Genomic DNA, 26474 nt, shown 5'->3' with positions numbered 1-26474 from the left:
CGTCGCGATGTATCCCCAGGAAAGCCCCGCGCGCGAGGCGCGACACCGAAGGCCCACGACCGGCGCGCGCTGGCCGCTGCTGCTCGCGCTGGCCGTGCTCACCGGCGCCTGCTCGCTGCTCGCGGAGAGCGCCCTCTCGGACAAACCTCCCGAGGGCGGCCAGGGCGCGACCTCGACGGGCGGCGGCTGCGCGCCCGACTGCCCGGACGGCGCCTGCTGCGGCGGGACGTGCGTCGCGCTGGACACGGACCGGGAGCACTGCGGCGCCTGCGGCAACGCGTGCGGTGACGGGGAGTCGTGCTGCGGCGGGTCGTGCACCAACGTGCTGAACGATCCGTCGCACTGCGGCGCGTGCGGCGTGCCGTGCCCGCACACCCTCTGCGTGGGCGGCCACTGCTCGTCCGAGTGCGTCTTCGGCTTCGACAACTGCGACGGGAACGTCGTCACCAACGGCTGCGAGGTCGATCTCAAGAGCGATCCCGAGCGCTGCGGCGGTTGCTCGCTCCGTTGCCCCGCGGGCGCGATCTGCGACGGGGGGCAGTGCGCGTGCGCGCCGTCGCTCCTCGACTGCGACAACCTCCACGACACGGGGTGCGAGATCGACGGCTCCTCGGATCCCGCGAACTGCGGCGCCTGCGGCGTCACCTGCGGGCCGAACATGGAGTGCGGGGCCGGCGTGTGCGGGTGCGCGCCGGGGTACGCTGACTGCAACGGCTCGCCCGACGACGGCTGCGAGGCCACGCTCGGGACAGAGGCGGACTGCCGGGCCTGCGGGGACGCCTGCGCGAGCGGCATGATCTGCGGTGGCCCCGGCGGCTGCGCCTGCGCGAGCGGGCGCCTCGACTGCGACGGCGCGCCCGGCTGTGAGGCGATCGCCATCGATCCGACGACCTGCGGCGCGTGCGACGTGCGGTGCGCGCCGGAGGCGGCCTACTGCGACGGCGCGGCGTGCGCGGCCGGCTGCGCCGCCGGCCTCGTCGCGTGCGACGCCTCGTGCGTCGACACGCAGGTCAGCCCGTTCCACTGCGGCGCGTGCGGGGTCGCCGCGGGGCCGCACCAGCGCTGCGACCGAGGCGAGCTGGTGTGCGACGAGGGCTTCGCGGACTGCGACCCGGTCGCCCCGGGCTGCGAGTCCGATCTCACCAGGGATCCGCAGCACTGCGGCGCGTGCAGCACCGCCTGCAAGCCGGGCGCCGTGTGCGTGTCCGGCGCGTGCGCGTGCGGCGCGCTCACGCCGCGCGACTGCGGCGCGGCGTGCCGCGCCTGCTGCTCGAACGAGGACTGCTCGGACGGCGACGGCTGCACCGCCGACGTGTGCGAGGACGGCGGCGCGAGGTGCAAGAGCACGGGCTGCGCCGACGGAGAGCAGTGCTGCAGCCTCGTCGCGTGCCGCCAGTGCTGCACGAGCGCGGACTGCAGCGGGGGCGAGATCTGCTCCGGCGGCGCCTGCATCCCGCCCTGCGGAGGCGGCCTCGTGGCCTGCGAGGGCAAGTGCGTCAGCCTGGGCTCGGCCGAGCACTGCGGCGCGTGCGGGAACGCCTGCCTGAGCGGGCGCGAGTGCCGCAGCGGCGCGTGCACGCCCGCGTGGGTCCCGATGACGAAGAGCGGCGCGCCCGCGCCGCGGCAGATGGCCGCGGCGACCTGGATCGGGAACGCGCTCTTCCTGTGGGGCGGCCGCACGTCGGCCGCGGACGTGAGCGACGGGGCGCTCTACGATCCGGCGCGCGACACGTGGTCGACGCTGGGCAACGAGGGCGCCCCCTCGCCGCGCGTGCTCGCGGCCGCGGCGTGGACGGGCTCCCGGGTGCTCGTCTGGGGCGGCGGCGCGTTCGCGAGCCCCCTCGGCCTGTCCACCGGCGGCGTGTACGACCCGGCGGCGCGGACCTGGGGCGCGATGAGCACCACCAACGCCCCCGTGGCGCGGCGGATGCCGATCGGCGTGTGGACCGGCACGCGCCTCCTGATCTGGGGCGGCTCCGCGGGCGGCGCCCCGGTCGCCGGCGGCGGGCTCTACAACCCGGTCACCGACGCATGGACGCCGGCCTCCAGCGCCGGCGCAGCCCCGGCGCGCGAGGGCGTCGCGTGGGCCTGGTCGGGCACGGAGCTCTACCTGTTCGGCGGGGAGGCCGGCGAGGCGACCACGAACGAGGGGTACGCCTACAACCCCACCACCGACGTCTGGCGGTCGCTGCCCAGCGCCGGCGCGCCGAGCCCGAGGACCGAGGCGTTCGCGGTCTGGATGGGCGATCGGCTCCTCGTCTGGGGCGGGCAGGACCAGGAGGGCGTCGCCCGCAAGAGCGGCGCGATCTACGATCCGGCGGCCGACGCGTGGCGCGGGATCGACGACAAGGGGGCCCCGTCGGAGCGCAGCCGCGTCGAGCGGCGCACCGGCTGGACCGGGTGGACCGGCGCGCACGCCCTCGTCGCCGGCGGGCGGAGCGGCGTGACGCTCAGGCGAGACGGGAAGCTCTACGATCCGATGACGATGGCGTGGGGAGCGAACATGTCGGCCGCGGGCAAGCAGCACACCTACGGCGTGGGCGTGTGGACGGGGACCGAGCTCATCTTGTGGTCCGGGCTCGAGGGGTTCTCGCTGGTGCCGGACGGGGAGCGGTTCAGGCCGTGACGCCGCGGCGGACGCGCGCGCCCTCGGGCGTCCTGGCGCTCCTCGTCGCGGCCGCGATGCTCGCCGCGCCCGCGCCCGCCGCGGCCCAGAGCGCGGCCGACGTCGCCGTCGCGCGCGAGATCTTCATCGAGGCCTCCGAGCTCGCCAGGCAGGGCCGCTGGGAGCAGGCGCGGGAGCGGTACGAGCGCTCGCTCGCGATCAAGCGCGCGCCGATCACCCTCTACAGCCTCGGGGTGGCCCAGCAGCAGACGGGGCAGCTCGTCGAGGCGCTCGAGAGCTTCCGCGCGTTCCTTGTCGAGCCGTCCGCGCCTGCGACAAAAGGGTACGAGAAGCTCGCGCGGCAGGCGATCCAGGAGCTCGAGCACAAGGTCGCGGCGCTCGAGCTGCGGCTCTCCCCGGGCGACGCCGTCGGCCTCGAGGTGAAGATCGACGGCGTCGTGGTGCCCGCGGCGGCGCTCGATCGCCCGCGCCCGGTCAACCCGGGGGATCACACGGTGACCGCGAGCGCGCCGGGCTACCGCGAGGCCGAGCGGAGCGTCGCGGCGGCGCCGGGGAGCCGCGCCGTCGTCGTGCTGAGCCTCGAGCGCGAGGTCGCCGCGCCGGCGGCGCCCGCCGAGCCGAGGGTGTCCTCGACGAGCGCTCCAGCGAGCGTCGCGCCGGCCAGACCGGTCCTGCGCGGCGCCCCGCCGAGCTCCGCGCCCGACGCTGCGCCGAGCCGCGTGGTGCCGATCGTGCTGCTCGCCGGCGGCCTGACCACCGTGGCGGCCGGCGCGGCCATCGGGCTGCTCGGGGTCGCGAGCGCGTCGGACGCACCGACGCGGGACGGCGACGCGGCCGACGCCGCGCGCGCCCAGGCGCTCGCGGGCGACATCGTCGCCGGCGCCGGCCTCCTGGCGGCGGGCGTCGGCGTGCTCGTGATGGCCTTCGATCGCGATCCCGCCGGCGCCCCGCGAAAGCAGCCCCCGCCGCGCGCCGCCCTCGAGCCGTTCCGCCTCACCGTGCGCTTCTGACCTCCGGCGCGGGAGCTAGGCCTTCGGCATCTCCCTGCGGTCGAGGTTCACCACCACGAACGCGCCGTAATTCAGGACCGTGAGCGAGTCCTCGTCCACGATGAGCACGCGGACGCACTGGGGCGGAGACGGCGCGAGCAGGTCGACGTACGGATCGAACGGCACCTCGTCCACGGGCGGCAGCACGGCGTGCAGGAACTCGTGGAGCCGCGCGCGGTGGTCGACGAGGACGCTCGCGCCCGGCGCCTCCGCGCTGCCCCGCGCGTCGATCCGGAAAAACGCCCGGCGCGCCGCCGGGGACACGACGAGGATCGCCGCGTCCGTCACCTCGATCTCGCTGGACGTGCACAGCCGCTCCACGCGACGGCTCACGGCCTCCTCCACCGTCTGGAACAGCCGCAGCCGCCGGCGCTGCCCTTCCGTGAGGCCCGGCTCCTCGATGTACGCCTCGAGGCTGCATCCGCGCATGTTCCGCTCGCACCCGTACGTCATGCGTCTGCACGTGGCTCGGTCTGCTCGCCCGCCTCTGGCAGCCGGGTCGGACAGCCGTCACGCCTCCCCGCACGGGCGCTCATGCACGGGATTAGCCAACCCCCCCGGCACCGCGGCGCCGCTCCAGGGTTGGCCGTGGCTGCCATGGATTCCATGGCTCGCGGGCAGCGACCGGGACGCACGCCTGCGTCCTGGAAGGCAGCAGGGCCGCGGGGCGGGAGATGCGGGCGCGAACGCTCGCACGGAAGTGCACAGCCAGAAGGGCGATGCGCTCACACCGCCCGATGCGCGAGAGGCGCTCCGTGTGCCCCGGGCGGCAGAGCGTGACCCTGGCGAGCGCTGCCGCGCCCGCCCGCGGACCGGCGCTACTGCGCTGCCGGCGACGCGAACTTCGCGGTGAGCTCCACCTGGGCCACGCTGCGCTGAGCGGCCTGCTGGCCGGTGGCGCCGGGCGGCACCAGCAATGCCTGGAGCCGCTGCGAGGCGTCGGCCACGCCGGGCGCGAAGCTCGACGGCGACCAGGTGAGCGTGCCCTTGCCCGAGGAGTCGAGCCGGTCGATGGTCATCGTGACCTCCCCGTTCGGGCTCGGCAGCTTGAGGTCGGCCCCTTCCGCGTACTGGCGCGTGTCCACGCTGAACGAGACGACGCCTCCCTCCACCTTCTCGATCTTGAAGACCCGGTACCGCAGCACCGGCAGCTGCGCGCCCGACGCCACCACGCGATCGGTGACCATCCAGTAGGCGCCCGCGCCGACGGGCTTGTCCGGCAGCGGCGGCGTGAGGAGCGTGATCGCCTCCCCGAGCGCGCCGATCAGCGGCTGGAGCCCGGGATCGGCGTCCTTGGAGAGCTCGAAGTGGACGTTGCCGACCACGTTCGCCGGCGAGAGCTCGTACCGCAGCGCGCTCCCCTTCAGCTTCGCGAGCGCGTCCGCGAGCTGCTTCGGCGGGCCGCCGATCGACATCGAGGCGAGCGTCGCCGACGTGATCTTCGCGATCACCCTCGTCGGAGCCGCGCTCGCCGTCGACGCCACGCGCGCGGCCGCGCCCTCCTTGGGTGCGTCCGCCGGCTTCTCCGCCTTGAAGCTCACGCCGAGCTCCAGGTTCGGCAGCCCCTGCGGCCCGCCCATGCGCAGCCCGAGCGTGATGTCGAGCTTCTGCTCGGATTTCGGGTCGATCTTCGGGGCGAGCCTGGCCCGCGGCTCGCTGCCGTCGCCGATGACCTCGATCTTGTAGGGCACGTCCTTCGGCAGCGCGGCGGCCGCTTCGGACGCCGAGAACACGCCGCTCTGCGGCGGCCCGTCCGCCGCAGAGCCCGCCGCTGGCCCCTTCTTCTCGGTGCTGCCCGACGCCGCCTCCGCGAGCTCCGCGCCCAGCTTGCCGCCGACGACGGGCAACGCCGGGCCGGCGTCGAGCGCGCCGGCGTCGGCGGCGACCTGCGCCTTGCTCTTTTCCCCCTCGCAGCCCGCGAGCCCCGAGAGGGCGACCGCCGCGAGCGTCGAAGCCATGACCCAGCGCCACCGAGTGTGCATGACGGCCGGGTGTAGCCAAATCGGGCGCCATCTTCCAGCGCTCCGTTGCGTTGAGCCGGACGGACGGCACCCGCCGGGGCGGGGCCCCGCGTTCAGGCCCGCCGCGCGGTCTTGAGCCCGCCGATGTGCTCCAGGAGCTCGAGGGGCCGGAACGGCTTGGCGTAGTAGGCGGTCGCGCCGAGCTTCAAGGCGCGGGCGCGCGCCTCGTGATCGTCGAGGGCGCTGATCACGATGATCGGCAGGCTGGAGGTGCCCGGGTGCGCGCGGAGGCGCTCGCAGACCTCGAAGCCATCCATGCTCCCGGGCAGCATCAGGTCGAGCAGCAGCACGTCGAAGGGCTCGGTCAGGGCGCGCTCGACCGCCTCGCGGCCGGTGCCCACGCCGATCACCTCGTGACCACTCGCTCCGACCAGCGCCTCGATCATGCGCCGGATCGCGTCCTGATCTTCGCAGAGGAGGATTCGCATGGTCGCGAGCACGGGGAGCGTCGCACCCGCCCCATCGCGCGGTCAAGCGGGAACGCTACGCGCGGCGAGGGCGGGCATCTCCGTCTGCTCTGTCTGGTCTGGTTGCTCTGTCTGCTCTGGTTGCTCTGTCTACTCGGGTTGCTTCCCCGTCGCGTCCCTGTGGGCGCGCGGCGCTGGTTGGCGGATGCAGCGCGAGTTCGATGCCGACGCGCGCCCCGCCGCCCTCGCGGCGCTCGGCGAACGCGCGGCCCCCGTGCGCCTCGGCGATGCGCTTGCACAGCGCCAGGCCCAGGCCGAGCGAGCCGCGCTCGGCCCCGCTCTCGCCGCCCTGCGCCCGCTCGCGCCGGAAGAACGGCTCGAAGATGCGCGTCTCCTCCCCGTCCGCGAACCCGGGCCCGCGATCCTCGACCTCGAAGACGACGCCGCGCTGGCCGCCGGGACGGACCCGCAGCCGCTCGGCCCCGCCAGCGTGCGCGCGCGCGTTCTCCAGCAAGTTGGCGAGGGCGCGCGCCAGCAGCGTCGCGTCCGCCTGGAGCGCCGGCGTCCCCTCGACGACCTCCAGCAGCGTCGGGTCCAGCCCTGCGCGCTCCAGGGCGCGGATCCCGGCCTCGGCCGGGTCGAGGCGGGTCACGGTGAGGGCCGCGAAATCGAGGCGCGAGCTGGCCAGGAGGTCGCCGACGAGCGCGTCGATCTCCATGACCTCGCGGTCGAGGTCGTCGAGCACGCAGGCGCTCGGCCCGCCGCCCTCGCGGGCCATCTCCGTCAGCAGGCGGATGCGGGCGAGCGGCGTGCGGAGCTCGTGCGACACGGCGGCGAGGAGCTCTCTCTGGTCGGCGATCTGGCGCTCGATGCGCGCGGCCATGTCGTTGACCGCCTCGGCGACGACGCCGACCTCGCCCTGCTGCCCGTGGCAGTCGAGCCGGACGCGGCTCGACAGCTTGCCGGCGCCGATCTCGTGCGCGACGTGGGCCAGATCGACGAGCGGGCGGGCGAGGCGGCGCGCGATGAGGCCCGAGGCCCCCCACATGACGATGGCCACGGCGAGCAGCGGCAGGGCGAACCGGAGCGAGCCGCCGGAGCGGCCGCGCGCAGGGCAGAGGAGCACGGTGCCGAGCGGCCCCCCTTCGTCGCGGACCGGGGCGACCAGGGTCTGCGCCCGGCAGGGCTGGCCGTACCTGGCGAGCCGCCGCCCGGTCGCGTCGACGAGCTCCAGATCGATCTCGAGATCCTCGGCGAACGCGCGGGCGAGGGTGTCGCGGGCCGCGGGATCGGCCCATACCCGCTCGAACCCGTGGGCCACGAACGACTGGGCGCGGGCGTGCTCGCGCCGCCAGCCGGAGTTGCCGACGCGATCGATGGCCCCGATCGTGGCGACCGCGGCGAGCGCGGTGATCAGGATGGTCGCGCCGAACCACATGAAGATCCGGCGGTGCAGCCGCGCGCTCACGAAGCGGCCGATCGAGACCTTGCGCCCGTTCTCGTAGAGCCAGGACCGGTACCTCCTCCTCACACGCGGTCCTTGGCGAGCACGTAGCCGACGCCGCGCACCGTCTTGATGAGCCTCGGCGACCTCGGGTCGTCGGACAGCTTCTGCCGCAGGTGCGAGATGTGCACGTCGACCGTCCGCCCGCCGACGTTGACGTCGCCGCGGCCGGCCTCCTCGAGGAGCGCCTCCCGGGCGACGACGCGGCCGGCGCGCCGCGCGAGGGCGACGAGGATGTCGAACTCGATGCCGGTGAGATCGGCGGGCTTGCCCGACACGGTGACGACGCGGCCGGGCACGTCGATGGCGATGTCGCCGGCCACGATCCGCTCGCCGGCGGCGTCGGGCGTGGCCCGCCGGAGCACCGCGCGGAGGCGCGCGAGCAGCTCGCGCGGGCTGAAGGGCTTCGCGATGTAGTCGTCGGCGCCGATCTCGAGGCCGACCACGCGATCGGCCTCGTCGCCGCGGGCGGTGAGCATGAGGATCGGCATCGAGCTCTTCTGCCGGATGCGGCGGACGACCTCGATGCCGTCCATGCCCGGCATCATCACGTCGAGCAGGACGGCGTCGAAGGTGCCCGCGGCGAGCGCCAGAAGGCCGCGCGCGCCGTCGCACGCGACGGTCACCGCGAACCCGTTCTGCTCGAGGTAGCTCGCGAGCAAGGCGTGGAGCCGGGTGTCGTCGTCGATGAGCAGGAGCCGCAGCGCCATGGAAGGACCCGGGGGGCAGGAGCGGCGGCGACCGGCCGCCGCTCACCCCTTGTATAGCTCAGGGGCCCGCGCCGGTGTCGGCGTCGGCCGCCGCGGGCGCGTGGACCGCGCGCGCGGCGCCCCGCGGCCAGGAGCGCTCGGCCTCCCGCGCGGCGTCCACGCAGATGGACGCGACGTGGCGCTGGAAGGCGTCGCGGCGGGCCTCCGCCCGGCAGCGCAGCGAGGAGAAGCCGGAGGCGTAACCGGCGACGGTGCCGAGCGCGAGCAGCGCGATGGTGATCTGGCGTCGCATCATGGTCTCATCCCTCCTTCACGCCCACCGGCCGTGGGTCCTGTAGGGATCGTCGCCGCGCCACCCGGCCCTGCCGGACCCCATGTCGCGGAACGCGGCCGGCCCGATCTCGATGAGATCGGCGAGCTGCTCGCGCTGGCGGTCCTCGAGCACGGCGTGGACCTTCCCGAGCGCGCCGACCGAGGCCCTGCGCAGCGACTCGATGGCCGTGTCGTGGCGCGCGAAGAGCTCGCCGAGGCGCGTCTCGTCGAAGCTCGGGCTCCGCATCGCCGCGGCGACGTCCGCGCGCGTGCTGCGGATCTCGCTCCGCTGCGCCTCTGCGGCGGAGCGGAGCTCGTCGATGGCCGCGACGATGACCTTCTCCTGCGTCGGCGTGGTGCCGAGCCGATCGAAGAGGAAGGACAGGAAGAAGCGACGGCGGAAGCCGTGCCCCCCGAACCCGCGCCGCCCGAAGAAGCGCGGCCCAGCGCCCCAGGGCGCCCCGCAGTCGTACCTAGAGCCGCGCTTCAACGTCATGACGAGGCCTATCAGACAGGCCGTTCCAACCACGAATCCCAGCATGATGCGTACCCTCCGTGAGCGTCTCCGCCGTCGATCCGTGCACGGGGCGCGTACGCGCGGCTTCGGTTCGTCCGAACGCGGGCGCCGCCCCGGGCAGCAACGACCGGAGCCGCAGACGCGCGGCTCCGGGACACCTCGAAGCTGCGCATCGCGTGTGAAGGATGTTCAGGAGCGCGTGTGAAGAAACATGAAGACCGCCGCGGGCAGCGCGGCGCGGCGCCGTGACGGAGCGGCGCGCCACCCGCTCGCGGACGGCGCTCCGCGCTCCGGTGGCGCTACTTCACCGACTCGACGTCGCCGATGTCGTCGAGATCGTCCTTCGGTTTCCCGTCGCCCGAGGTCGCCCACGGGTTCGTGCGCTCGCTCTCGGGCACACCGCTGTCTCCGTCGGCGTCGTCCTCCTCCTCTTCGAGGTCGTCGAGCGACTCGACCTTGGCCCCGTCCGGCGAGGCGCTCGGCGCAGGCGGCGTCGACGCGCGCACCGCCGCCGGGGGCGCGGGCGGCGTCGACGCGCGCACCGCCGGGGGCGCGGGCGGCGTCGACGGGCGCACCGCCGGAGGGGGCGGCGTCGATGCGCGCGCCGACGAGGTGCCAGGGTCGCTCGGGAGCCTGTTGCGCGACGGCTCCCCCCCCAGCGGTGAGACCGCCGCCGCGGCGCCCGCCGCTGCGAGCGGCCTCGCGGCGATCGCGCTCGGCGGCGTGATGCTGCCGGCGGCCTTCGGCCCCGCGGGGGAGCCGGCCGGCGGGCTGCTCACCGACGCCGCGAGGCCCCCCGGCGGCGAGCCGGCCGCCCCGGAGGGCGCGGCGCTCGCGGCCGCCTTGCCGGCCTGGGCCGCGTCGGGCGCGCCGCCGGACGAGCCGGAAGCAGGCGCCGACGCGGGCCCGCCGCCGGACGACACAGGCGCGGACGCCGCCGGCGCCGACACGGGCCCGCCGGACGCCGACGCCGCCGGCTTCGCCACCGGAGCGGAGACCCCCGGCGCCGATGCAGGCGCGCCCGCCCCGGCCGGCGGAGCGGCAGCCCCGCCGCGGCCGGACGACAGCTCCACGGGCGCCGCCGCCTTCGGCGTGGCGGCCCGCGGCCCGTCGAAGCGCATCGCCTTCTGCGCGAGCTGCACAACGGGGAGGATGTCGCGCGGCGGGATGTTCGCGGCGATGACGTCCGGCCCGGCGATCGCGAGCTCACCGTCGGCGTGGAACGGCACGCCCGGGCGCTCGCGCTCCTGCTTGAGCCGCGCGTTGTCGATGGCGACGCGGATCTCGAGCGGGATGCGGGTCTGCCACAGCCGACCGTCGATCGCCGTGCGCACGTCCCACGGCGTCAGGATCGGCGTCCTGCCGATGCCCTCGAACGGGCTGCGATCCGCGAGCAGCGCCTTGAGCAGCCAGGCGACGATCTCCTGGAGCTGCGGCGTGTCCTGATCCCACGGCATCGAGTCCCGGAAGAACTGCCAGTAGCCGCCGGCCGGGCCGTACACCGCGAGATCGCGCGGGTCGAACGCGTCCTCGAACGCGCGCGGGGTGATGTCGCCCTCGTCGATGACGGAGTCGATGAGCGCGCCCTGGAAGTCGGGCGTCTTGCGGCGGGCGGCCTTGGGCGAGAGGCCGGTGAGGGACGTCGTGATCTGCTGGCGCACGTCGCTGCGCTCGCGGAACCAGCCCATCCGCTCGACCGCGCCGAACTGCTCGCGCAGCTTGACCGGCGTCCACCACGGCAGATCGAGCTCGCGCAGCCGCGCGATCAGCTCGGCCACGAGCTGCAGCGCCGGCTCGCTCGCGAGGTGCACGCGCGCCTCTCTCCTCAGCGTCTCGTCGTCCTTGCTATCGGGATCCCGGTGCTGCAGCGATCGCTCCGCCATCGTTCCTCCGTGCTCCCCCGGCCGCACTGCTCAAATACCAGAACCGGATCCGCGGCGGACAGCCAGCCCACACGCGACCGCGAAGAGCGATCCGCGCGCCGCGCTCGACGCGGCACGGCGCGCGCCTTCAGCGGACCGTCGGGATGTCGTTCTGCAATGGCACGCGAACAGCCCTTCCGCGTGGCCGCGCCAAGCGCCCGGGATCACCCGACCCCGTCGCGCGCCGCCTTCGACCTCGGCGCGGCGCCGATCCGGGCTAGGCTCTCGCGGCCATGCACGAGGACGGGGGAGGGAGCGCGCCCGGGCGCGCCGCGCGAGGGCTCGAGCGGTGGGAGCGCGCCGGGCGCGGGCTCTCGCCGTGGGCGCGACGCGTCGCGTGGGCCGCCGCCGAGGCGATGCTCTGCGACGAGGACGAGCGCGGGGAGCTCGCCCCGCCGGGCGCCGAGGTGTGCGAGCGCGCGGTCGCGGCGCTGGATCTCGCGCTCGGGCAGGGCAGCCCCGAGACCCGGCGCAGCTTCGCGCTGCTGGCGGCCTGCCTCGAGCTGCTGCCGCCCTTCGTGATCGGCGCCTTCGGCCGGATGAGCCGGCTCTCGCTCGTCCGGCGGCTCGCGTACCTGGAGGCGCTCGAGTCGAGCCGCTCCGGGCTCCTCGCGATGCTGCTCCTCGCCTTCAAGGTGCCGATGTGCATCGCCGCCTTCGAGGAGGGCGCGGAGCTCGCGCTGACGGGCTTCGACCGCGAGAGCACCGCGGCGCGGCGCCGGCTGCCCGGGCTCGGGGCCGGGGGCGGCGCGTGAACGGCGGCATCGCGTCGAGCGAGCCGATCGTCAGCGGGCGCGACCTGCCTGCGGGGTTCGACGAGCCGTGTGACGTCGTCGTGGTCGGCTCCGGCGCCGGCGGCGCGGTCGTCGCCGCGCTGCTCGCCGAGGCGGGGCGGCGCGTGATCGTGCTGGAGGAGGGCCCCTACGTTCGCCCTGACGACTACAAGCGCTGGAAGCCCAGCGAGTCGGTGCGGCGGCTGTTCCGCGAGGCCGGCCTGTTCACGGCGTTCGGCGTGGGCCAGACGCCGATGATCTCGCTCACTCTGGGGCGCGCCGTCGGCGGATCGTCGGTGGTGACCGGCGGGGTGTGCTTCCGCATCCCGGGCAGCGTCCACGCGCGGTGGACCCGCGACCTCGGCCTCGACGAGCTGTCGGAGCGCGCCCTCGAGGCGGCGTACGACAGCGTCGAGCATCGGCTAGAGGTCCGCGAGGTCCCCGAGGCGCTGCGCTCCGCCTCGACGGCGCGGCTCGTCGAGGGGGCGAGCCGGCTCGGCATCCCGATGCGCCCGCTCCGCCGCAACACCGGCGACGCGTGCGAGGGCAACGGCCGGTGCAACTTCACCTGCCCCGCCGGGGCGAAGCGCTCGGTCGACGTCGCCTACCTGCCGTCGGCGACCGCGCACGGCGCGCGCGTGATCGCCGACGCGCTGGTCGAGCGGATCGCCGTGAAGCGCGGGCGCGCCGCCGGCGTCGAGGGGAGGCTGCTCGGCGGCGAGCCGGGGGCCCCGCCGCGCCGGTTCCGGGTGCGCGCGAAGGCGGTCGTCGCCGCGTGCGGCACGCTGCACACGCCGCTGCTCCTCCGCACGACGGGCGCGTTCGGGGCGAGCTCCGGGCTCGGCGACGGCGTGACGCTGCACCCTGCCATGCGCGTGGTCGCCCGGTTCGACGACGCGCTGAACGGCTGGGACGGCGCGCTCCAGAGCGTCTACTCCGACCACTTCGACGCCGAGGGGATCAAGCTCGTCGGCGTCTACTCGGCGGTGAACGTGCTCGCGGCGGGCCTCCCCGGCGTCGGGCCCGCGCTGCGGCGACGGGCCGCCGCGCTGTCGCGCTGCGCCGTCTTCGGCGCCATGATCCACGACGAGGGCGGCGGCCGCGTCCGCCCCGGCCCCGGGCGGGAGCCGCTCGTCTCGTACGCGATGGCGCCGCGCGACCTCGCGCGGCTCCGCCGGTCCATCACGATCCTCAGCGAGATGGCGCTCGCCGCCGGCGCGCGCGAGGTCTACACCGCGCTGCTCGGCGCGCCGCCGGTCACGTCGATGGACGCCGCGCGCGCGGCCGAGCGCGCGTCCATCGACGCGCGCCGCATCGAGTGCATGGCGTTCCACCCGCTCGGGAGCGCGCGGGTGGCGAACGATCCGCGGCGCGGGATCGTCGATCAGAGCGGCGAGTGCTTCGCGCTGCCGGGGCTCTTCGTCGCCGACGGCTCGATCCTCCCCACGAGCATCGGCGTGAACTCGCAGGTGCCGATCATGGCGATGGCGACGCGCATCGCGTGGCGGATGGCCGAGCGGTTCCCGCGGCTCGCGGCGGCGAGCCCCGGGTAGCGGGCGCGGCGCCGCGTAGCGGGCGCGGCGCCACGTAGCGGGCGCGGCGCCACGCGGTGCTACAACGTCGGCCGACGCCGACAGCCGAGGTTCCAGGATGCAAGCGACGATCGATCTCCGCTCCGACACTGTCACCCGACCGACCGCGGCCATGCGCGCCGCCATGGCCGCGGCCGAGGTCGGCGACGACGTGTACCGGGAGGACCCTACCGTGCGGGCGCTCGAGGAGCGCGTCGCGGAGCTCACGGGCAAGGAGGCGGCGCTCTTCGTGCCGAGCGGGACGATGGGCAACCAGATCGCGCTCCTCTGCCACACGCAGCGCGGCGACGAGGTGATCGCGGGCGAGGGCGCGCACTGCGCGTTCTACGAGAGCGGCGCCGCGCCCGCCTGGAGCGGCGTGCAGTTCGTCTTCGCCGGGCGCGGCGGCCTGTTCAAGGCGGCCGACGTCGAGGACGCGATCAAGCCGCCGCAGTACTACCTCCCGCGCACGCGCCTCGTCGCGATCGAGAACACCCACAACCGCGCGGGCGGCCGGGTCTTTCCGCAGGAGGACGTGCTCGCCATCGCGTCGGTCGCGCGCGCGCACGGGCTCGCGCTGCACCTCGACGGGGCGCGCCTCTGGAACGCGGCGGTCGCCACCGGTCGAACGCCCGCCGAGCTCGCCGCGCCGTTCGACACGGTGAGCGTCTGCTTCTCGAAGGGCCTCGGCGCGCCCGTCGGCTCCGCGCTGTGCGGCAGCGCCGACGTGGTCCGCGCCGCGCTGCGCTTCCGGAAGATGCTCGGCGGCGGCATGCGGCAGGCCGGCGTGCTCGCGGCCGCCGCCCTGTACGCGCTCGCGCACCACCAGGGCCGCATCGCCGAGGACCACGAGGCCGCGCGCGCCATCGCGCGGGCGATGCGCGCGGCGGCCCTCCGCGCGGCGGCGCCGTCCGCGACGGGCGCGCCGCCCGCGACGATCGAGGAGCCCGAGACGAACATTCTCTACATCGAGACGCCCGGCATCCCGGCGGAGCGGCTCGTCGAGGCCGCCAGGCGGCGCGGCGTGCTCGTGGGGGCGACGGGCCGGAGCGCCGTCCGCGCCGTGACCCACCTCGATCTCGCGCCGGAGCAGGTCGCGCCCGCGGCGAGCGCCCTCGCCGAGGCGCTCGCCGAGGTGCTGGCGCTGCCGCGCGATCGCGGCGCCGAGGGCGCGCGCGCATGAGCCGCCGCCCCACGAACTCCCCCGCGCCGGCGCTCGCCGTCGCGATCGCGATCGCCGCGCTACTCGGCCCCGCGTGCGCGCCGGCGCGCGGCGACGCCTACCTCGCCGCGATGAGCGCCGGCGAGCGCGCCTACCACGCGGGGCGCTACCGCGAGGCGGCCCGCTCGTTCGACGACGCCGCGTCGCGGGCGCTGCGCGTGAAGGACCGCGACGAGGCGCGCCTCATGCAGGCGCGCTCGTTCGAGCGCGCGGAGTCGTGGGGCGAGGCGCGCGCGTCGTACGAGCGGCTGCTCGCCGACTCGCCGCGCGGGCCGCGCTCGGAGCGCGCGGAGTTCGAGCTCGCCGATCTCGCGATCGAGCACGGCGACGCGGACGCGGGCTACGCGATGCTGCTGGCGGCGACGCTGCGCCGCCCGTCGCACGGGCTCGCGCGCAACGCGCTGAAGCGGCTCATCCAGCGCGAAGAAGACCGCGCCGGCGCGGCGGGCGCGCTCGCGTGGCTGCGGCAGCACGGCCCCGCGCTCCGCGGGACGGAGCTCGATCAGGACGTCGCCTACCACACCGCGCTCCTCCTGGAGCGGAGCGGCGATCGCGAGGCCGCGCTGCGCGCGCTCGTCGCCGCCGCGCGCGCGCACCCGTACCCCGTCGGCAGCTTGACGGACGACGCCCTGTTCCACGCGGCGGAGCTCGCCGCGTCCCTCGGGCGCCCCGAGGAGGCCATCGGCTACCTGAGGGAGATGCTCTCCGCGCGCGAGCCGGCCGTCACCGGCAGCTACGACCGCGGGAAGTTCGACGACGCGCAGCTCGAGATCGCGCGCCTCTACCGCGACGCGCTCGGCGATCGCGCGGCCGCGCGCCGCGAGCTGCGCAAGCTCTACACGGACCACCCCGCGTCCATCCTGCGCGACGACGCGCTCTGGGCCGAGGCGAAGCTGTGGCGCGAGGAGGGCCGGAGCAAGGAGGCGTGCGCCGCCGCAGCCCGGATCGCTCGGGAGCTCCCTGACTCGCGCTACGCGCGCTGCGCGCACGCGCTATGTCCGTCGCTCCCTGCGGCGCCTCGCCCGTGCGCGGACTACATCCTCCGCGAGCTCGACGGCGGGAAGGACCCCTGACGCGGGGACGCCGCGCGGCGCGTCGCCGCGGCGGCGGGCCGGCCGCGCTCAGTCGTCCTCGTCGTCCTCGGGCTCCAGCTCGGCGTCGTCGTCGTCGCCGTCCTCGTCCTCGTCGTCGGCGAGATCGTCGTCGTCGGCCTCGTCGAGGTCGTCGTCGTCCTCGCGCGGCTCGTACTTCAGATCGATGCCGATGTCGCCGAGCTGGGTCTCGAGGAGCTCGAAGAGCTCGTCCACGTCGTCGCCCCCCCACTCGTCGAGCACGTCGGTCAAGAACTCAAAAAAATCACCGCTGTCCAGACGACGCTCGATCTCTTCGACCTGCTCCTCCGAGAACGCCTCGAGGACGTCCTCGCGCAGCGCTTCGGTGTCGCCTTCCTCAACGGCATCCGCCGCAGAGAGGCGGATCTGCTTTACGGCACGCTTGTCGAGGTGAATCTCCATGAAGGTGGCTTCGTTTAGGCGACCCTCGCAGCTGCCGTCAAGCGGCGTATGGTGTCGAGCTTCAAGAGACCGCTCGCCTCCGCTTTCCGTCGCGTCTTTTCCCGGGGGCGCGGCGAGGCGCGGAGCTTCCCCAGGCGACCGCGCGCGCGCCCACGTCGGAGGTCGGCGCGGGCGCGCCCCGGCGCCCGCGCGGCGGAGGAGCGTTGCCGGCGGCAGATCTCTCGCGTATCTCAAACAACTCGTGCGTTTGCGATCTCCGCCCGGCGCGCTCTGGGCCGCGACCATCGCGGCCGGCGCCCTGCTGTCCTTGACAGCGCGGGCCGCGCCTCCGCACCCCCAGGCCGAGGGCGCCCTCCTCGGCGCCGCGCCAGGCGCTCCCGCCGGCGGACGGACGGGCGAAGGCCCCGACGATGGGACCGCGGACGTGCGCGCCACGTCCGCCGGGAGCGCTCGGCTCGACGCGGCGGGGGACGAGGCCGCGGCCGAGCAGGAGCCATCGCCTGCCGTCAAGCCGCGCGTCGAGCTCGCCTCCCGACCGCCGCCGCTGCACGTCGAGTACGTGCAGTACGGCGTCGCCCTCGTGGCCGAGATGAGCCTCGATCCTGGCGCTGTCTGCCCGCGCTCGGGGCCCTTCTACGCGTGCATCCTGGGCAGCGGGGGCGGGCTCGCGATCCGCGGCGGATACCGCTCGCCGGGCCCCTGGTACTTCGGCGGCGCGTACCAGTTCACCAAGATGGACTCGAGCAACCTCTACCGGCTTGGAATCTTCCAGCAGCTCCGGGCCGAGATGAGGTACCTGCCGGACATCGGCTACCGGGCGGCTCCCTACTTTTCCGCCGGGATCGGCGGCGTCGCCTACGGGAACGAGTGGGGCGTCGAGACGGGCGGCGCGCTCATCTTCGGCGGCGTCGGGGTCGAGCTGGAGGTCTCGCGCCGCGCGGTGCTCGGCGTCAGCTGCGTGTACCGGCCGGTGCTGCTCGCTGGCTGGAGGGACACGGCCAACTACGAGCGGGCCACCGCCATCGCGCAATTCGTCGGCTTCGAGCTCCTCCTCGAGGTGCGGACCGAGGTCGGCCGGCGCTGAGCGGTCCCCCTGTCCGCTCGAGAGAACGCACCGGCTACTTGACTCGACCGTCGCTCCGCGGTCCCCTCGGCAGCGTGATCTGCGACGTGTGCGGCCGCGACAACGCTGGCGATCTGACGTTCTGTCAGGATTGCGGTCGACGGCTGAAGGCTCGAGAGGCGCGGGTCGTCCCGCCGACGCCGCCGAGCGGCTTGCCGCAGGTGTCGCTCCCGGCCCTGCCGGCGCCCGCGCAGGCCGAGACGCCGCCGGCGAACGACGCCCGCGCGGCCGCCAGGGCGCCGGCGCCTCGCGGCGCGCCGGGGCGCCTCCGCCCGGAGGCGCCCGTGTTCTCCTTCAGCCCGCTCAGCTCGGCGAGGACGGAACCAGCGATGCCGGCGGCGCACGGCCGCGCCGAGGGCGCCTCGCGCCCGGCGCGCGAGGGCGCCGCGACGCCGGCTGCTGGCGCGCTGGACAGCGCGATCCAGATGGTGCCAGCCCTGCAAGGGCCGAGGGTCACCGAGCGGGGTGACGCGCCCGCGCCGCCCGCGACGCCCTCGATCACCGACGCGCTCCTGGGGCTCTCCTGCGCGAACTGCAACGGGGAGAACCCTCCGGGCTACCGCTTCTGCGTGACGTGCGGCGCGGCGCTGAACAGGAGAGACGGCGGAGCCCCGGCGGGCGCCCCGCAGCCGCTGAGCCAGGTGTCGAAGCACGCCAGGGGAGAGCGCGGCGAGCCAGGCACCGCGCTCTCCCCTGGCGCGCCGTACATGGCGCCCGCGCCCCACGAGGAGATCGCGACGACCGCGCGAGGTCTCCACGACGTCACGCCCGCCGCGCCCCGGCACGCGCCGCCCGCGGAGGCCGCGCCGCCGCCAGCGGCGCGCGACGAGCGCTCCGGCGCCGGAGACGCGCATCAACGGGTCGGCGCGCCGGCCAGGCCGGCTCCGCCCCCGCTGCCCCCGGTCGCCCTGCCCCCGGCGCGGCTGCCCCCGCCCGCGGCCAGCGGGAGCAACGCGGACAAGATCGTCGGCTCGCCGGTCGTCGACATCGCGTCGTCGCAGCGGGCTCCCGTCCCGCCGGTCGAGTGCGCGCGCTGTCGCGGTCAGTGCCTGGCGGGCACGCGGTTCTGCAAGTATTGCGGTGCGCCCCTCGAGGGCGAGCGGCCCGCCTCCGAGCGCCCCTCCAGGGCCGCCTCCGAACGCCCGCAGCCCGCGCCCGCGCTCGCCCCGGACGCCCGGCGCGACCCGCAGCGGCCCCCGCAGACTGCCGAGCCCGCCGGGCCGATCTCCGAGGCGAGCAGCGCGCCGCCGGCCTCCCAGCGGCCGCTCGCGCCGCTGCGCGCGTCCCTCTCGGTTCGCCCGCCGGCGTGGGTTCCGGCTGACACCCAGCCGACCCGAGCGCTCGAGGGCAAGCTCATCGTGATCGTCGAAGACGGGACCGAGGGAAAGAGCTTCCCCCTCGCGGGCCCCCAGATCGACATCGGCCGGACCGAGGGGGATATCGTCCTCGAGGACGACCAGTACGTCTCGCCGCGGCACGCGCGGATCATCCCGCAGGAAGGGTCCTGGGTTCTCCGTGACCTGGGCAGCGTCAACCGCATCTACCTCCGCATCCGGAAGACGCACCCCCTCCGAGATGGCGACTTGCTCCTCCTGGGCCTCGAGGTGTTACAGTTTCAGACCGTGAACGACGGCGAGCGAGGCCTCGGCCATGCCATCCAGCATGGAACGTTGCTGTTTGGCTCGCCCGCCATCCACCGCCGGGCGAGACTCTGCCAGCGGACGGTGGAGGGCGTGACGCGGGACGTGTACCACCTCTACCGGGATGAGACGGTGATCGGACGGGAGACGGGAGACATCGTATTCACGGCCGATCCGTTCCTCTCGCGACGCCACGCCGCCATCCGGAGGAACCCGGCCACGGGGGAGTTCACGCTCAGCGACCTGGACTCGTCGAACGGGACCTACGTCGCCATCCGCGAGGACGTCAGCCTCCTCGATCGCGATTTCGTGCGCATCGGGCAGCACCTGTTCCGCGTGGATCTCCCCCGATGAGCGACCAGACCGTCCGCGAAACGCCGACCGAGGCGCTGGAAGTCGAGGGGCTCCCCGGCGCGACGTCCGCAGGAACCGACTCGAGCAGCCACGCCGGCAAGGCGCTTCATGACTCCCCGCACGGCGCCGCGTCGCTCGAGCCCGGCAAGGCGGGGTCTGTGGAAGCAGGCAAGCCCGTGAACTGGAAGCCCCCGCCGCTCAAGACGCGTCCGGCCGCGAACGCCGCGCAGAAGGCTGGCATCGCCGTGAAGCCCGTGAAGGCGCCCAGCGCATCGAGCCCGGAGAAGGTCGGGCGGAAGCTCCCTCCGCCGCCGCGCGTGCGGCTCACCGCTGGCGGGTCGCGCGAGGAGGACGCGGATGGAAGCGCCGTACGATCGGACGACCACGGAGACGCTGTGACCCCCGATGCGCCGCCGGCCGCCGCTCAGGCGCACGCCTCCCTCGCGGCCGCGTCGTACGACGGCGCGCTCGACGAGACCCCTGCCGCGGAGGCCGCCCTCGGCGGCGCTGCCGGGCGCTTCGCGGGCGAGGCGCCGCCGGGGGGTGGCGAGCCGGACGAGGGCGGGCAGCGCCCCGACGGCATGGACGGCGCGGCGACACCGCCCGACGAGCCGCGTCGCCCCGAGGTCGTGCTGCGGCTGTTCGGCAGGACCGACGTGGGCCAGGTCCGCGAGCACAACGAGGACAACTTCATCGTCGCGGATCTCACGAAGGCGAGCCGCGGCCTGATGGAGATGGATCGCTACCAGGTCGTCGGCGAGCGGGGCGCCCTGCTCGGCGTGTGCGACGGCATGGGCGGCGCCGCGGCCGGCGAGGTCGCGAGCCAGCTCGCGGTCGACATCATCTACCAGCGGATGAGCGCCGCCGGTCCCCCGGAGGACCACGACGAGCTCGCGGCGCGGCTGGTGCAGGCGATCGAGGCGGCGGGCCTCCGGATCTTCAGCGAGGCGAAGCTCGATCGGACCCGGCGGGGGATGGGGACCACCTCGACCATCGCCGCGCTGATGGACGATCACCTGTTCCTCGGCCAGGTCGGCGACAGCCGCGCGTACGTCCTCCGCGGCGATCGGCTCGTGCAGGTGACGCGCGACCAGTCGCTCGTGAACCAGCTCATCGAGGCGGGCCAGCTCACCGAGGAGGAGGCCGAGACCTTCGAGCACAACAACATCATCCTCCAGGCGCTCGGCACCGCGGACTCGGTGCAGGTCGACCTCACCTTCGTGGAGCTCAAGCGGGGCGACACGCTGATGCTCTGTTCCGACGGGCTCTCGGGCATGGTGCGGAACGAGGAGATCCGCGAGGTGCTGCGGAGCGTCGACGATCCGATCGAGGCCTGCAAGGTGCTGACGGATCGGGCCAACCAGGCCGGCGGGCACGACAACATCACGGTGGTGGTCGCGAAGTTCGACGGCGACGGGCTCGCCCTGCCGGAGCTCGAGGACATCGAGGACCTCCGCTACCAGAAGTACGCGCTGCCCGAGCACCTCCTGGCCCAGAACGCCGCCGCGTCCGAGCCGGCGCGCAAGGTGAAGGAGCTCGACGAGAAGAAGATCTCGCAGCGCCCCCCCTCGCCGAAATCGTGGCTGAGCGGCGCGGACAGCGACATGGACGACGACGGGGACGACTACGACCACGTCGCCTCGCCCCTGCCGGCCGACGACGCGCTGGACGAGCGCAACGCCCGCGCGCCCGTCCAGGGCGACGAGCCGATCATGATCCCGACCGACGGCGCGCCGCAGTGGCTGGTGATCTTGATGATCGTGAGCGCCGTCGCGTGCGTTACCATCGCCGGCTACTACCTGCTTCGTTAGGGTACGCGTGGCGCACGTGCGCGCGCCCCCCACCGCGATGCTGCGCAGCAACGACAAGCGTGGCCGGCAGACCCCGGCCGCCCCGCAGGAAGAGCGGCCCCCCGGGCGCCCGGACGCGGACGGCCGCGTCGACGTCGAGACCGCGCAGCGCATCGTCAAGGATGCCGTCGTGCAAGCGATGCGGCGCGAGGAGAAGGCGCTCGCGCTCGTGCGCGCCAAGGCGGACGAGGCGAGGCGCAAGGTGTCGCGCCACAACCTGATCCTCGGGCTAGGCGTCGCCGCGGCGCTCGTCGCCGTGGCCGTGGCGTTCGTGGTCACGTACCGCTCGCGCCAGGCGGCCGACGCGCTGGCGCGCGAGGTCGGCCTCGGGATCGCGCCCGCGGCGCGCCCGTCGGGCGCGATCCCGGAGCAGGTGCTCTCGGGGCGCGCCATCTTCGAGCAGAACAGGCTGGCGCTCTACGTGATGGGCTACAAGGTGGACAACCGCATCGGCGGCTGCTGCTCGGCGTTCGCCATCGCGCCCGATCTGCTCGCGACGAACGCTCACTGCGTCCGCGACTGCCGCGCCCGCGGCGGCACCTCGATCGTCACGCAGAACGACTCGATGGGGAAGATCCGCTTCCCCATCGTCGCGATGTCGGCCCACCCGGCGTACAAGCCGGGGCAGGCGGGCGCCGGCTCGCCGGACGTCGCCCTGCTCCGGATCTCCGGCAAGGCGACGCGCACGGTGAAGCTCGCGAACGACGCCGAGCTGCGGGCCATCGGGCCGGGCGACGACGCCTATGTCATCGGCTTCCCCGGCCGCCTGATGGACCCGCTGAGCCCCTCGGCGACGTTCCTGCAGGGCCGCATCGGGCGCGTGACCGGCATCGACGAGGAGGCGACGACGCCGGACCGAGCCGTCCTGATCCAGCACGACGCCGTCACGCGCGGGGGCAACAGCGGGAGCCCCATCTTCAACCAGTACGGGCACGTCATCGGCATCCACGCGGCGCACATCGACGACGAGGACAACGTCACGATCGACGGCCGGAAGGCGACGGTGACGCAGAGCTCGCCGTTCCGCATCGGGATGCGGATCGATCTGCTGCAGGGGGTCCCGGCGCCGTGATGTTACGCGTCGTACATACCTTCGGGCGCAACGCCGGTTCCGTGGAGATCCATGATCGGCGCGCGGTGCGCTTCGGCCGAGCGCCGGACAACGACGTCGTCTTCGACCCGAACCACGATCGCGACGCGAGCAGCCACCACGCCGAGGCGCGCCTCGAGGCGGCTGGCTGGGTGCTCTACGACCTCGACAGCCGCAACGGGACCTACGCGGGCGGGCAGCGGATCAAGCGGCACCCGATCGCGTCGGGCGACGAGATCACGTTCGGCGCCAAGGGCCCGCGGGTGCGGCTGGAGCTCGTCGAGCGCCGCACGTCGGGTCCGCCGCAGGCGCACGCCGTGGCGCATCACCCCTCTCCTGCCGCGGCTTACCCTGCGCCAGCGACGGGCCATCCCGCGCCCGCCGCGTACCCCGTGCCTACCGCGGGCTACTCCGCGCCCGCTGCATACCCCGCGCCCGCCGCGTACCCCGCGCCTGCTGCGTACCCCGCGCCTGCTGCGTATCCCGCGCCCGCTGCGTACCCCGCGCCTGCTGCGTATCCCGCGCCCGCTGCGTACCCCGCGCCCGCTGCCGCCTCCCCTGGGCACGTCCCGGCGGCGCCGCCGGCCGGAGCTCGTCGGGTCGGCGAGCGGACGATCGCCATGATGATCTCCTCCGCCGTCGCGGCCGCCACGGGGCGCGCGAAGCCCCGCGGCACCGTCGAGATCAACGCCATGCTCCACAAGGAGGTGCACGCCGCGACGGCAGGCCAGCGCCGCACGACCTACATCCTCGCCGCGCTCCTCGTGCTCGCGCTCGCCAGCCTCGCCGCGCTCATCGTCTACAACCGCTCCTCCCACGACGAGATCAGCCAGCTGCGGGAGGAGCTCGCGGGCCTCTCGCCGGAGGACCCCCGGCGCAAGGACATCGAGCGCCGCCTCGGGACGCTCCACCCCTCGAACGCCAACTTCGGGCGCAACCTCCACGACCGCTCCAGGAAGGGGATCTTCATGCTCGCCGCCGGGCGCGAGGGGTTCTGCACGGCGTTCGCGGTGCGGCCCTCCGTCCTCGTGACGAACGCCCACTGCATCACCGCGGCCAAGCGCCGCGGCGGCACGATCGCGGCGCTCGAGAACGAAGGCCGGGGCCAGATAAGCTTCGCCGTGACCGGCATGCGGACGCACCCGCAGTACCGCGACAGCGCGGATCAGCTCACCCCGGACATCGGCACCGTGACGATCGCCGGGCGCGCGGCCGCCGTGCTCGAGCTCGCGACGCGGGAAGAGCTCGCCGCGGCCGGCGCCGGCGACGACGTGTACCTGATCGGCTTCCCGGAGCGGCTCACGGACACCGCGAACCCCGTCGCCACGTTCCTCGCCGCCAACATCGGCCGGATCACGGGCGCGAACGGCCGGCCCGCGCCCGCGGCGGAGGCCTGGCTGATCCAGCACGACGCCCGCAGCACGAGCGGCATGAACGGGAGCCCCATCTTCAACGGCCAGGGCAAGGTCATCGGCATCAACGCCGGCGGGTACCTCGAGGGCAACGACGAGACGATCTCTGGCCAGAAGATGGAGGTGGTAAAGGCCTCCCCCTACAAGTTCGGGATGCGCATCGACCTGCTCGACGCCATCCTGCGCTGACTCCGGGCCGAGAGAGATGCTCCGCCACGCGCTCCGCAGGCTCCTCTGGACGCTGCCGACCCTCGTCGGCGTCTCGCTGCTGACCTTCTTCGTGCTCTCCTTCGTCCCGGATCCGACGGACGACCCGCTCCTCGCCAGCTCGCTCTCCAGCGCGGAGCTCGCGCGGCTCCGCCGGGAGCGCTTCCTCGACCTGCCGCGCTTCATCAACCTGGAGCCGCGCGACGTGCGCCGGCGCGCCCTCGCGGCCGCGCAGGCCATCGCGGCCGGCGGCGGCGACGCGGCGGCCGCCGCCGACGAGCTGCGTCGCCTCGGCGGCGCCGCGCTGCCGCACATCCTGCCGCTCGACGCGCTCGCGCCCGAGCCGCGCACCCGCGTCGCGCTCGCGCTCGCGCCCGTCGCGGCGCGGATGGGCCTGCCGCGGGCCGACGACGCCGCGGACCCGGCGCACGCGGTCGCGTTCTGGACGCGCTTCTGGGACGACCGCGGCATCGAGTTCCGGAGCGCGTCGGTCCGGAGCGCCGTGCGGCGCCTGGTCCGCTACGGCTCCGCGTCGCGCGCCGCCGAGCTGCTGGAGCTCGACACGTTCGCCCTGCAGGCGGTGATCGCCGCGCTGCAGCCGCCGCGCGACGCGGCGACGCTCGAGCAGGCGCGCGCCCTCGTCGACGTCGCGGCCCACATCGCGGAGATCGACGACCGGATCGCCCCGGGCGACGACCTCGCGGAGGCCCGCGCGTGCGTCACGCGGTGGAGGTCGTTCTGGAACGTGTACCGCAGCGACTTCGAGGTGTTCTCCGGCCCGGCGCAGCTCGCGGCGACCGTGCTCGAGACCCGCTACGGCAAGTGGGCGCTCGGCGCGGTCACCCACCGGCTCGGCGTCGCGGCGACCGGAGAGCCGGTGCTCGACGAGCTCGCGCGGCGCGCGCCCGTCACCCTCGCGCTCGTCTTCGGGGCGATCGCGCTGGCCTACGCCGTGGCGATCCCGCTCGGCGCGCTCAGCGCGGCCTCGCAGGGCCGGCGGAGCGACTCCGCGATCGCGGCCGCCGTGCTCACCGCCGCCGTCCTCCCGACCGCCGTCGTGGCCGTGGCCGCCGCGCTCCTCTCGGGCGGCGCGCGGTCCCTGCTCCTGCCGACGTGCCTCATCGCGCTCTCGCTCGTCGCCGCGCCGACGCGGCAGCAGCGCGCCGCGCTCGTCGCCGTCCTCGCGCAGGACTTCGTCCGGGCCGCGCGGGCGCGAGGCGCCGGCCCCGCGCGCGCCATCGCCGTCCACGGGCTCCGCAACGCCGTGCTGCCGGTCGTGACGCTCGCCATGCTCGAGCCGCCGATGGCGCTCGGCGGCGCCTTCGTCGTCGAGCGCGTCTTCGAGCTCCACGGGCTCGGCGAGCTCACGCTCCTCGCCGTGCAGGCGCGCGACGTGAGCTGGCTCATGGCCATCTCGATCGGCGCCGCGGCCATCGCCGCGCTCGGCGTGATCGCGACCGATCTCGCGTATGTGCTCGTCGATCCGCGGCTCGGCCCGGCGGTGCTCTCGCGGAGGAGCGAGGCGTGACCCACGCGACCGCGTTCCTCCGCCGGATGGTGGGCAGCAAGCGCGTCGCCATCGGCGCCGTGCTGCTCGGCGTCCTCGCCCTGCTCGCCATCTTCGCCGAGCTCCTCGCCGCCCCCGCGCCCATCGCCTGCTTCGGGCCGGGCCGCGCGGAGATCCTGCCCGCGGTCACCGAGGGCGCCGCGCTCGAGTCGCTCACCGAGGCCGAGCTCAGGGTGCGCTTCGAGGGCTTCGCGATCTGGCCGCCCATCCGCTACGGCCCGGAGCAGCGCACCGACGCCGGCCCGAACGCGTCGCCGTCCCTCGACCACCCGCTCGGCACGGACTTCGAGAGCCGCGATCTCGCCGCGCGGCTGATCTACGGCGCGCGCACGGCGCTCGGCCTGTCGCTCAGCGCGGTGCTCGTGGGCATGTTCCTCGGCGTCGTGCTCGGCGGGCTCGCGGGCACGCTGCGCGGCGCCTGGAACGACGGCCTCGTCCGCCTCGTCGAGACGGTCGACACCTTCCCGGCGATCCTCGTCGTGGCGATCGTGCGGGCGATCGAGCGCGAGCCCTCCGCGCTGTCGCTGGTGCTCGCGGTCGCCTTCGTCCGCTGGGCGGAGATCGCGCGCCTCGTGCGCGCCGAGGTGCTGCGCGCGTCGAGCGAGGAGTACGTGATGGCCGCGCGCGCGCTCGGCAGCACCCGGCTGCGCGTCTTCTACCGCCACATCCTCCCGAACGCGCTCGGCCCCGTGATCGTGAGCTCGGTGCTCGGCGTGGCGTCCGTCGTCCTGCTCGAGGCGGCGATCTCGTTCCTCGGGATGGGCGCGCCCGCGCGCGTGGCCTCGTGGGGGGAGACGCTGGGCCAGGCGGCGCGGCACCCGAGCGAGATCCGGCTGCTCGTCTTCCCCTTCGTGCTGCTCCTGGCGACGGTCGGCGGCTCTTACCTCATCGCCGACGCCCTGCGCGACTCCATCGATACACGCACCGTGCGCGCGCGCGTCCCGCGCTGACGGGGCGGGACGCGGGGGCCGCACGTCCGCAGGCAGCCGCCGGCCGTGCAGCGCTCTCGCGCGCCGAAATTGCGCTGAAATCGCGTTCATCTCCGCGATCTCGGCGGCGGAGCCCTCGCGCCGCTCGATCTCG

22 protein-coding genes are annotated in these 26474 nt (G+C 74.9%); 13 read left to right on the top strand and 9 right to left on the bottom strand.

The annotated features are described in order from the left end of the window. The first annotated feature begins 7 nt into the window (after window positions 1-7). Both WMF22_RS11305 and WMF22_RS11300 read left to right on the top strand, forming a co-directional pair. A complete protein-coding gene (locus WMF22_RS11305) occupies window positions 8-2626 on the top strand; it encodes a Kelch repeat-containing protein (RefSeq protein ID WP_438035755.1) in 2619 nt (872 codons plus the stop codon). Then, window positions 2623-3636, top strand: coding sequence for a hypothetical protein (locus WMF22_RS11300; RefSeq protein ID WP_438035754.1), 1014 nt, complete (start codon window positions 2623-2625; stop codon window positions 3634-3636). The genes WMF22_RS11305 and WMF22_RS11300 overlap by 4 nt, the downstream gene beginning before the upstream one ends. Before the next feature lie 15 nt (window positions 3637-3651). Here the strand turns inward: WMF22_RS11300 and WMF22_RS11295 are convergent, their stop codons facing one another. From WMF22_RS11295 to WMF22_RS11260, 8 genes are all read right to left on the bottom strand, one after another. Beyond that, window positions 3652-4104, bottom strand: a complete 453-nt coding sequence (locus WMF22_RS11295; protein ID WP_438035753.1) for a hypothetical protein — start codon at window positions 4102-4104, stop codon at window positions 3652-3654. Between the two features lie 389 nt (window positions 4105-4493). After that, window positions 4494-5633, bottom strand: a complete 1140-nt coding sequence (locus WMF22_RS11290) for a hypothetical protein (protein WP_438035752.1) — start codon at window positions 5631-5633, stop codon at window positions 4494-4496. Window positions 5634-5749: 116 nt separating this feature from the next. After that, window positions 5750-6124, bottom strand: coding sequence for a response regulator (locus WMF22_RS11285; RefSeq protein ID WP_437299104.1), 375 nt, complete (start codon window positions 6122-6124; stop codon window positions 5750-5752). 55 nt (window positions 6125-6179) lie between these two features. After that, a complete protein-coding gene (locus tag WMF22_RS11280; RefSeq protein WP_437299103.1) occupies window positions 6180-7634 on the bottom strand; it encodes an ATP-binding protein in 1455 nt (484 codons plus the stop codon). Then, window positions 7631-8317, bottom strand: a complete 687-nt coding sequence (locus tag WMF22_RS11275) for a response regulator (protein ID WP_437299102.1) — start codon at window positions 8315-8317, stop codon at window positions 7631-7633. Before WMF22_RS11275 ends, WMF22_RS11280 begins: the two co-directional genes overlap by 4 nt. Before the next feature lie 58 nt (window positions 8318-8375). Then, window positions 8376-8612, bottom strand: coding sequence for a hypothetical protein (locus tag WMF22_RS11270; RefSeq protein ID WP_437299101.1), 237 nt, complete (start codon window positions 8610-8612; stop codon window positions 8376-8378). Window positions 8613-8627: 15 nt separating this feature from the next. Then, window positions 8628-9125, bottom strand: a complete 498-nt coding sequence (locus WMF22_RS11265) for a Spy/CpxP family protein refolding chaperone (RefSeq protein ID WP_438035751.1) — start codon at window positions 9123-9125, stop codon at window positions 8628-8630. 320 nt (window positions 9126-9445) lie between these two features. Continuing rightward, window positions 9446-11029, bottom strand: coding sequence for a hypothetical protein (locus tag WMF22_RS11260; protein ID WP_438035750.1), 1584 nt, complete (start codon window positions 11027-11029; stop codon window positions 9446-9448). A 272-nt stretch (window positions 11030-11301) separates the two neighbouring features. Between WMF22_RS11260 and WMF22_RS11255 the strand changes: the two genes are divergently transcribed. The 4 genes from WMF22_RS11255 (at window position 11302) to WMF22_RS11240 (ending at window position 15707) form a co-directional block, all read left to right on the top strand. Then, window positions 11302-11823: a hypothetical protein gene (locus WMF22_RS11255; RefSeq protein WP_438035749.1), complete on the top strand. Its 522-nt coding sequence runs from the start codon at window positions 11302-11304 to the stop codon at window positions 11821-11823. Then, a complete protein-coding gene (locus tag WMF22_RS11250) occupies window positions 11820-13394 on the top strand; it encodes a GMC family oxidoreductase N-terminal domain-containing protein (RefSeq protein ID WP_438035748.1) in 1575 nt (524 codons plus the stop codon). The genes WMF22_RS11255 and WMF22_RS11250 overlap by 4 nt, the downstream gene beginning before the upstream one ends. A 97-nt stretch (window positions 13395-13491) precedes the next feature. Next, the gene (gene ltaE, locus WMF22_RS11245; RefSeq protein WP_437299097.1) at window positions 13492-14595 is read left to right on the top strand and encodes a low-specificity L-threonine aldolase; all 1104 of its coding nucleotides are present in this window, start codon (window positions 13492-13494) and stop codon (window positions 14593-14595) included. Beyond that, complete coding sequence (locus tag WMF22_RS11240) at window positions 14592-15707, top strand: tetratricopeptide repeat protein (RefSeq protein WP_438035747.1); 1116 nt, start codon at window positions 14592-14594, stop codon at window positions 15705-15707. Before ltaE ends, WMF22_RS11240 begins: the two co-directional genes overlap by 4 nt. Window positions 15708-15755: 48 nt before the next feature. Here the strand turns inward: WMF22_RS11240 and WMF22_RS11235 are convergent, their stop codons facing one another. Next, window positions 15756-16148 (bottom strand): hypothetical protein, encoded by a 393-nt coding sequence (locus WMF22_RS11235; protein ID WP_044964534.1) that lies wholly within the window; start codon window positions 16146-16148, stop codon window positions 15756-15758. Window positions 16149-16389: 241 nt separating this feature from the next. On the opposite strand from WMF22_RS11235, the gene WMF22_RS11230 reads away from it, so the two are divergent. From WMF22_RS11230 to WMF22_RS11200, 7 genes are read left to right on the top strand one after another with little or no spacing between them, the layout of a single operon-like run. Beyond that, complete coding sequence (locus tag WMF22_RS11230) at window positions 16390-17232, top strand: hypothetical protein (protein ID WP_438035746.1); 843 nt, start codon at window positions 16390-16392, stop codon at window positions 17230-17232. 38 nt (window positions 17233-17270) lie between these two features. Then, window positions 17271-19265 (top strand): FHA domain-containing protein, encoded by a 1995-nt coding sequence (locus WMF22_RS11225; protein WP_438035745.1) that lies wholly within the window; start codon window positions 17271-17273, stop codon window positions 19263-19265. Next, window positions 19262-21076: a Stp1/IreP family PP2C-type Ser/Thr phosphatase gene (locus tag WMF22_RS11220; RefSeq protein WP_438035744.1), complete on the top strand. Its 1815-nt coding sequence runs from the start codon at window positions 19262-19264 to the stop codon at window positions 21074-21076. The genes WMF22_RS11225 and WMF22_RS11220 overlap by 4 nt, the downstream gene beginning before the upstream one ends. A 16-nt stretch (window positions 21077-21092) precedes the next feature. Further along, the gene (locus WMF22_RS11215; RefSeq protein ID WP_437299092.1) at window positions 21093-22187 is read left to right on the top strand and encodes a S1 family peptidase; all 1095 of its coding nucleotides are present in this window, start codon (window positions 21093-21095) and stop codon (window positions 22185-22187) included. 41 nt (window positions 22188-22228) lie between these two features. Next, window positions 22229-23806 (top strand): FHA domain-containing protein, encoded by a 1578-nt coding sequence (locus WMF22_RS11210; RefSeq protein ID WP_438035743.1) that lies wholly within the window; start codon window positions 22229-22231, stop codon window positions 23804-23806. Window positions 23807-23822: 16 nt separating this feature from the next. Further along, window positions 23823-25352, top strand: coding sequence for an ABC transporter permease subunit (locus WMF22_RS11205; RefSeq protein WP_437299091.1), 1530 nt, complete (start codon window positions 23823-23825; stop codon window positions 25350-25352). Then, window positions 25349-26341 (top strand): ABC transporter permease, encoded by a 993-nt coding sequence (locus WMF22_RS11200; RefSeq protein ID WP_437299090.1) that lies wholly within the window; start codon window positions 25349-25351, stop codon window positions 26339-26341. Before WMF22_RS11205 ends, WMF22_RS11200 begins: the two co-directional genes overlap by 4 nt. The last annotated feature ends 133 nt before the right edge of the window (window positions 26342-26474 follow it).

It is taken from the genome of Sorangium sp. So ce204 (assembly GCF_051526795.1).
GTDB classification, from domain to species: domain Bacteria; phylum Myxococcota_A; class Polyangia; order Polyangiales; family Polyangiaceae; genus Sorangium; species Sorangium cellulosum_B.
This window is presented reverse-complemented; position numbering and strand designations above follow the sequence as displayed.

Bases quoted from the DNA above. Each gene is read 5' to 3' on its own strand.
- WMF22_RS11235 (WP_044964534.1), bottom strand. From the start codon at position 16,148: ATGGAGATTCACCTCGACAAGCGTGCCGTAAAGCAGATCCGCCTCTCT.
- WMF22_RS11285 (WP_437299104.1), bottom strand. From the start codon at position 6,124: ATGCGAATCCTCCTCTGCGAAGATCAGGACGCGATCCGGCGCATGATC.
- WMF22_RS11270 (WP_437299101.1), bottom strand. From the start codon at position 8,612: ATGATGCGACGCCAGATCACCATCGCGCTGCTCGCGCTCGGCACCGTC.
- WMF22_RS11260 (WP_438035750.1), bottom strand. From the start codon at position 11,029: ATGGCGGAGCGATCGCTGCAGCACCGGGATCCCGATAGCAAGGACGAC.
- WMF22_RS11290 (WP_438035752.1), bottom strand. From the start codon at position 5,633: ATGGCTTCGACGCTCGCGGCGGTCGCCCTCTCGGGGCTCGCGGGCTGC.
- WMF22_RS11275 (WP_437299102.1), bottom strand. From the start codon at position 8,317: ATGGCGCTGCGGCTCCTGCTCATCGACGACGACACCCGGCTCCACGCC.
- WMF22_RS11255 (WP_438035749.1), top strand. From the start codon at position 11,302: ATGCACGAGGACGGGGGAGGGAGCGCGCCCGGGCGCGCCGCGCGAGGG.
- WMF22_RS11220 (WP_438035744.1), top strand. From the start codon at position 19,262: ATGAGCGACCAGACCGTCCGCGAAACGCCGACCGAGGCGCTGGAAGTC.
- ltaE (WP_437299097.1), top strand. From the start codon at position 13,492: ATGCAAGCGACGATCGATCTCCGCTCCGACACTGTCACCCGACCGACC.
- WMF22_RS11240 (WP_438035747.1), top strand. From the start codon at position 14,592: ATGAGCCGCCGCCCCACGAACTCCCCCGCGCCGGCGCTCGCCGTCGCG.
- WMF22_RS11205 (WP_437299091.1), top strand. From the start codon at position 23,823: ATGCTCCGCCACGCGCTCCGCAGGCTCCTCTGGACGCTGCCGACCCTC.
- WMF22_RS11295 (WP_438035753.1), bottom strand. From the start codon at position 4,104: ATGCGCGGATGCAGCCTCGAGGCGTACATCGAGGAGCCGGGCCTCACG.
- WMF22_RS11305 (WP_438035755.1), top strand. From the start codon at position 8: ATGTATCCCCAGGAAAGCCCCGCGCGCGAGGCGCGACACCGAAGGCCC.
- WMF22_RS11265 (WP_438035751.1), bottom strand. From the start codon at position 9,125: ATGACGTTGAAGCGCGGCTCTAGGTACGACTGCGGGGCGCCCTGGGGC.